The organism is Microcystis sp. M53598_WE2 (assembly GCF_030067735.1).
GTDB lineage: Bacteria > Cyanobacteriota > Cyanobacteriia > Cyanobacteriales > Microcystaceae > Microcystis > Microcystis aeruginosa.
On record NZ_JASJFE010000157.1, the window covers coordinates 1 to 5,963 of the forward strand.

Annotated in this window: 4 protein-coding genes and 1 pseudogene; 2 read left to right on the forward strand and 3 right to left on the reverse strand. The window is 44.6% G+C overall.

All coding sequences use genetic code 11. The features are described from left to right. The first annotated feature begins 198 nt into the window (after positions 1 to 198). Together trpC and PX636_RS03520 are read left to right on the forward strand one after the other, a co-directional pair. The gene (gene trpC / locus PX636_RS03515) at positions 199 to 1,089 is read left to right on the forward strand and encodes an indole-3-glycerol phosphate synthase TrpC (RefSeq protein WP_288116239.1); all 891 of its coding nucleotides are present in this window, start codon (positions 199 to 201) and stop codon (positions 1,087 to 1,089) included. A 428-nt stretch (positions 1,090 to 1,517) separates the two neighbouring features. Further along, positions 1,518 to 2,672 carry a pyridoxal-phosphate-dependent aminotransferase family protein gene (locus tag PX636_RS03520; protein ID WP_002760980.1) on the forward strand — a complete coding sequence of 385 codons (1,155 nt, stop codon included), beginning with the start codon at positions 1,518 to 1,520 and terminating at the stop codon, positions 2,670 to 2,672. A gap of 139 nt (positions 2,673 to 2,811) precedes the next feature. Here the strand turns inward: PX636_RS03520 and PX636_RS03525 are convergent, their stop codons facing one another. The 3 genes and pseudogenes from PX636_RS03525 to PX636_RS03535 all read right to left on the reverse strand — a co-directional run. Further along, entirely contained in the window at positions 2,812 to 3,747 is a 936-nt protein-coding gene (locus tag PX636_RS03525) for a LysM peptidoglycan-binding domain-containing M23 family metallopeptidase (protein WP_288116240.1), read from the reverse strand. A 19-nt stretch (positions 3,748 to 3,766) separates the two neighbouring features. Next, complete coding sequence (locus PX636_RS03530) at positions 3,767 to 5,065, reverse strand: homoserine dehydrogenase (RefSeq protein WP_288116241.1); 1,299 nt, start codon at positions 5,063 to 5,065, stop codon at positions 3,767 to 3,769. 384 nt (positions 5,066 to 5,449) lie between these two features. Further along, positions 5,450 to 5,963 (reverse strand): annotated as a pseudogene (locus PX636_RS03535) (hypothetical protein); the annotation flags it as partial.

Genomic DNA, 5,963 nt, shown 5'->3' on the forward strand with positions numbered 1-5,963 from the left:
AAATTAGGTAGTTGACCACCTGAAAATCGATAAAACCCCACACCCCACACCCCACACCCCACACCCTGCCACCACCGAAAAGCTTTTTCAGCAAACCCTAAATATCTGTAGAGACGTGGTTAACTGCGTCTCTATTTCAATTACCGATAACTAATCACTGTTAAACTAATCACTGTTCACGCTCTGGACAGTGAAAAAATGCAGATCCGAAGAAAACACCCCAATCCTGCCGTCAAAGTTGAGAGTTTGAGTTATGTGGTGAAAGTGCCAGAGGCACAACCGCAAAATATTTTAGAAGAAATCGTTTGGCATAAGGAGATAGAAGTCGATAAATTGCGCGAACGGTTGCCTTTATTGGAATTACGCCAAAAAATAGCCAATACTGCGCCACCTTGCGACTTTTTAGCCGCCTTAAAACAGGGTAAAACCCAACCCGCTTTGATTGCCGAAGTGAAAAAAGCTTCCCCTAGCAAGGGAGTCATCCGCGAAGATTTTGATCCTGTAGCGATCGCCCGTACCTATGAACAGGGAGGGGCCACTTGTTTATCGGTCCTAACCGATAGTAAGTTTTTTCAAGGTAGTTACGAAAATCTTACCCTCGTCCGGCAAGCGGTATCTTTACCCCTATTATGCAAGGAATTTATCCTTTATCCCTATCAAATCTACTACGCTCGCTCTAAAGGAGCCGATGCTGTCCTTTTAATTGCCGCTATTTTAAGCGATCAAGACTTAGCATATTTTGTCAAAATTGTCAAGGGTTTAGGGATGACAGCTTTGGTAGAGGTGCATAGTCTGGCTGAATTCGATCGAGTGTTAGCCATTGAGGGAATCGAACTAATCGGCATTAATAACCGCAATTTAGAGACATTTACAGTCGATTTAGACAATACTCGCCAATTACTAGAAGCCAGGGGCGAACAGGTGCGAGAAAAAGGTATTCTGATCGTCAGCGAATCGGGATTACACACAGCAACAGATCTGGCGAAAGTGAAGCAAGCGGGAGCAAATGCGGTTCTAATTGGCGAATCTTTGGTAAAACTGCCCGATCCTGCCCTCGGTATCCAAAAACTCTTTGAAAATCTCGGTTAGGGGTTTTTCAGTCATCAGTTATCAGTTATGGTTCTTCGGTTTGTGCTATGCAATGGACGGGGTTATAAGGGATGAAACCCTTATAGAGAAAGACATTTGGCGATTTTTGTCAATTGTTTTCGCTCTAGAAGAAACTAATCAATGGAACTCTTGCCAGATAAAGATTTAGTCGATTTATGCCACCCTATCGAACCATAGCAAGTTCAGTGATCAGTAAACAGTAAACAGTAAACAGTAAACAGTAATCAGTGAACTGAAAACTCACATCTGATAACTGATAACTGCTAACTGATCACTGATAACTGACAAGGCTATCTGCCGGGATATAATCAGAGTTTGCCGAATCTTAAATCATCCCCTCAGAATTGATGCGATCGAGATTTGGTTTTTTATCTTTTTGAATATAGCCCAACGAGAGAGGACGAACCATGGAAAATAAAAATATGTTGATGATTCCCGGCCCGACACCAGTGCCGGAAGCGGTATTATTGGCTATGGCTAAAGCACCTATAGGTCATCGGACGGGTGCTTTTAGCAAGGTAATCGCCGAATTAACCGAAAATCTCAAATGGTTGCATCAAACCAGTGGCGATGTCTTAATGCTAACTGCTTCGGGAACCGGTGCCATGGAAGCGGGAATTATTAATTTTCTTAGCCCCGGCGATCGAGTTTTGGTGGGGGATAATGGTAAATTTGGGGAACGTTGGGCGAAAGTGGCGAAAGCATACGGCTTAAATGTGGATGTCATTAAGGCAGAATGGGGTAAACCCCTAGATCCAGAGGCATTTACCGCTAAACTGACCGAAGACAAGGAAAAAGCCATCAAAGCGGTAATTATCACCCATTCGGAAACTTCCACCGGGGTTCTCAATGACTTGGAAAGCATTAACAAAGCGGTAAAAGACCACGGGGAAGCTTTAATCATCGTCGATGCCGTCACCAGTTTAGGAGCTTATCATATTCCCATCGATGAATGGGGTTTAGATGTGGTCGGTTCTGGTTCCCAGAAAGGTTATATGATTCCTCCCGGTTTAGGTTTTGTTTCCGTAAGTCAAAAAGCTTGGAAAGCCTACGAAACCGCCAAACTGCCCCGTTTTTATCTAGATTTGGGCAAATACAAAAAAGCCACCGATGAGGATAGTTCCCCCTTTACCCCTCCAGTTAACCTGATGTACGGTTTACAAGCTTCTCTGCAAATGATGAGAAGGGAGGGATTAGCGGCAATTTTCGCCCGTCACCAACGCTTAACGAAGATGACGCGGGCCGGTATGCGCGCCCTGGATTTGCCCCTCTACGCGGCGGATTCTTGGGCTTCCACGGCGATTACTGCGGTGGCCCCCACTCTGGTAGATGCGGAAAAAATTCGTTCGACTCTCAATAAAAAGTTCGACATCGCTGTGGCTGGTGGTCAGGATCACCTCAAGGGTAAAATCTTCCGTATCGGTCATTTAGGTTTTGCTAGTGAGAGGGATATCCTCACGGTTATCGCTGCCATTGAAGCGACTTTAATCGAGCTAGGTGTCGAAGGTGTCACCCCTGGCGCCGGTGTGGCTGCGGCGGCCTCGGTGATGGTGCAGGGTTAATCTTGGGTTGGCTTTTCCCCTTCTCCCCAAAGAGGGGGATTTTGGCTGGAAGATATAGTTTATACCAAAATAGTATGATTAACTTCCAATCCAACTTTAAAAACCCGGTTATGGATTGTTTCCCCCGCTCGGCACTCCCTCACTCTCCTATATCTTTTAAACAGGATTTAGTCTGACTTGATTGCGGGCCGATTTGGGGCAAATGCAAAGCCGGATCCTGCGCTGTCCAACCGACGGGAGTATCTAAGCGCACCTCAAAATGAAGATGGGGGGGAATAATATCCGGTTGTCCCGTGGTGCCAACCGCACCGATAACGTCTCCTGCTCGTACCCGTTGGTCAATTCTGACTGTAACCCTGCTTAAATGGGCATAACGGGTCTGCCGGCGACCTAAATGATTAATTACTACCAAATTACCATAGGCCCCCTCCTGACCCACATAAATCACTAGACCATCCTCGGCGGCTAGAACGGGTGTACCAATATTTGCGAGCAGATCAACACCACTATGAAAGAGATTTTTCTGTTCCGTGGGGCTTTTTTGCCAACCGTAGGCTAATCCGACAGTGCTGGCCAAGGGTAAGGGATAAGAACTTAATCCAGTATAATCCGAGCGCTTGCCGGCGGCGGACCAATTGGTGCCGGGGATAAAAACTATTGTCGGCCGGCGACCACAACCGTTAAGCTCAAAGAGTATATCGGCACGAATACCATAGGCCGCTTCTAAATCGCGCCAAGTGGAACCCCGGGGTGCTTCGATGCGAATGCCGTTCATCGGGGGAATGAAGATTTCTTTCCCCACCGGGGCCAAACCATTTTTGAGAATAGTCGGATTGAGTTTAATTATCGTTGCGGGGATAAGAGCGTATTTTTCGGCGATGGAGGCGATCGTTTCTCCCGCTTGGATTTTATGGCGTTGTAACCTTGATAAAATCGGTAGGGGACAAACATTATCAGACCCTTGGGCAAAAATTAATTTTTGATTTAAGCCCAAAAAACCTAGACAAAAAAACAAAATTGTGCTAGTGAAACTTAGCCAAATTTTCTCACGTTTGATTCTCCGACCCATGACCATAAAAAAAGCGATTTCTTAATTACAAAACCCGGAGAATACTGGGAATACTGTCAATAGCTTCTAAAGACTCTATTGCCGCTAAAGCGTTGCGGAAATTGCCCTCGCGCACATCGTGGGTGACAACGACAATTTCGGCTAAATCACCTCTAATACCAATTTGTACCACGGATTCTAGACTAACCCCATGGTCGCCGAAAGCCATACCTAAATGACCGATTACCCCCGGCACATCGCGACAGAGAAAACGGGCATAAAAACGGGTCGATAACGACTCCATCGGGGCGATTTGACAATAATGCTGGTGAATACAGCTTAAAAGCGGGTCAAGTTCCTTGGTTTTGCCACTACTTTTTAAAATTCCGACGATATTCATCACATCCGATACTACCGCGCTGGCCGTCGGTCCGCCACCGGCACCCGGTCCATAAAACATCACTTGTCCCAAGGGTTCCCCCTCGACCAGAATAGCGTTATAGACTCCGTTAGCATTAGCGAGGGGATGGGTTTTCGGTACTAGGGTCGGATGAACCCGCAACTCTAGGGTATCGGAATCTTCCTTAACCGTATCTTTTGCGATCGCTAATAATTTAATCACAAATCCCAGTCTATCAGCGTAGGCGATATCGACGGCGCTAACTTGTCGGATACCTTCACAGTAAACATCTTCCCGTTTTACCCGACCTCCAAAACCCAAAGAAGCTAAAATGGCAATTTTATCGGCCGCATCGAATCCATCCACGTCCGCAGTGGGGTCCGCTTCTGCATAGCCTAATTCCTGAGCTTTGGCCAGAACTTCACTAAAATCTGCCCCTTTTTGGCTCATTTCCGTGAGAATATAGTTAGTTGTGCCGTTGACAATTCCCATGATGCTGCTGATGCGATTAGCGCCGAGGGATTGTTTTAAGGGTTTAATGACGGGAATTCCACCACCCACGGCCGCTTCTAGGAGGACATAAACCCCCTTTTCGTTGGCCTTGGCGTAGATTTCATCGCCAAAACGGGCAATGACCGCTTTATTTGCCGTAACAACGTGCTTTCCCGATGCGATTGCCTTGAGAATTAAAGAGCGCGCCGGTTCCAAACCCCCCAATAATTCGACAATAATATCAATTTCGGGGTCAGTAACGATCGATTCTAGGTCAGTGGTCAACAGCTGGGGAGAAAGCTCGATTTCTCTCGGTTTATCTAGGGATCTAACTCCCACTCGTCCAATGGTAATCTCTTTGAGTACGGGATGACGACCAAAAGGATCGAGGAGGATTTTCGCTGTTCCCGTCCCCACAACCCCGAAACCGAGTAAACCAATCTTAAAGGTCACGCTTTTATCTCCTGCTAGTCCGACGCAAAAAATACTAATGGCCAAGCTGTCGCCATTGTCGATTTTATCATTACAAGGTCTTTGTCTGTGGGGTTTTCTTTTGCTTCTGTTCAGGAACTGAGGATGATCAATGTGCAGTATTTTTGTATTAAAATCAAGCTAATCTCGATCGCATTTAAACGCTTACCCTGTAATTGTGATTGATTTTATTGACCGATCTAGATATTCGGCAATGTGAGTAACATTTTTGATCATAACTCTAATTTATGATGACAATAATTCTCTATCTAGTTGATATTTTTGAACAAATCAATCGACTCTCTTTGAGCAAAGAGCTATGTTAGCATGATTAGTTAGGGTAATTTGGCTCAACTGCACGAGCAACTAAGCTACCCAGCCCCAATTACCATACCAAAGAAATAGAATTGATAAAAAATAGGTAAACAAAAATAACAGAAATCCATAAAAATAACGATTTTTTCGGCTCCAATATCCAAGGATAATAAATATTGGAAATATTGTCATCATATACCTCATCATTGATTGTGTTGTTCCTGTACTTAAAGGTAAAAAAATGCTCAGAAAGGCAAAAATCAATAGGGAAATATTGAGAGGCTTTTTAATGATAGAGAATAGCAAGATACCTAAAAAAAAGGAGCTGAAAAAAGTATCTAGGAATCTCACTGCATTATTGGCATCTTTGGGAAACATAAAATTGATATTCTTCCAGTAGTTGATTAAAGTAATTAAAGGAAATACTCTCTCATTTCTAGCCCACAGATCCTGAATTTTAACAAATGCCAAAGGTTCGTTGAATTTCCAAGCTAAAAATACCATATAAGCGATTAACCCACAGGGTATTAATAGGAGGAAAATACTTTCTCTCTTGGGCAGTTCT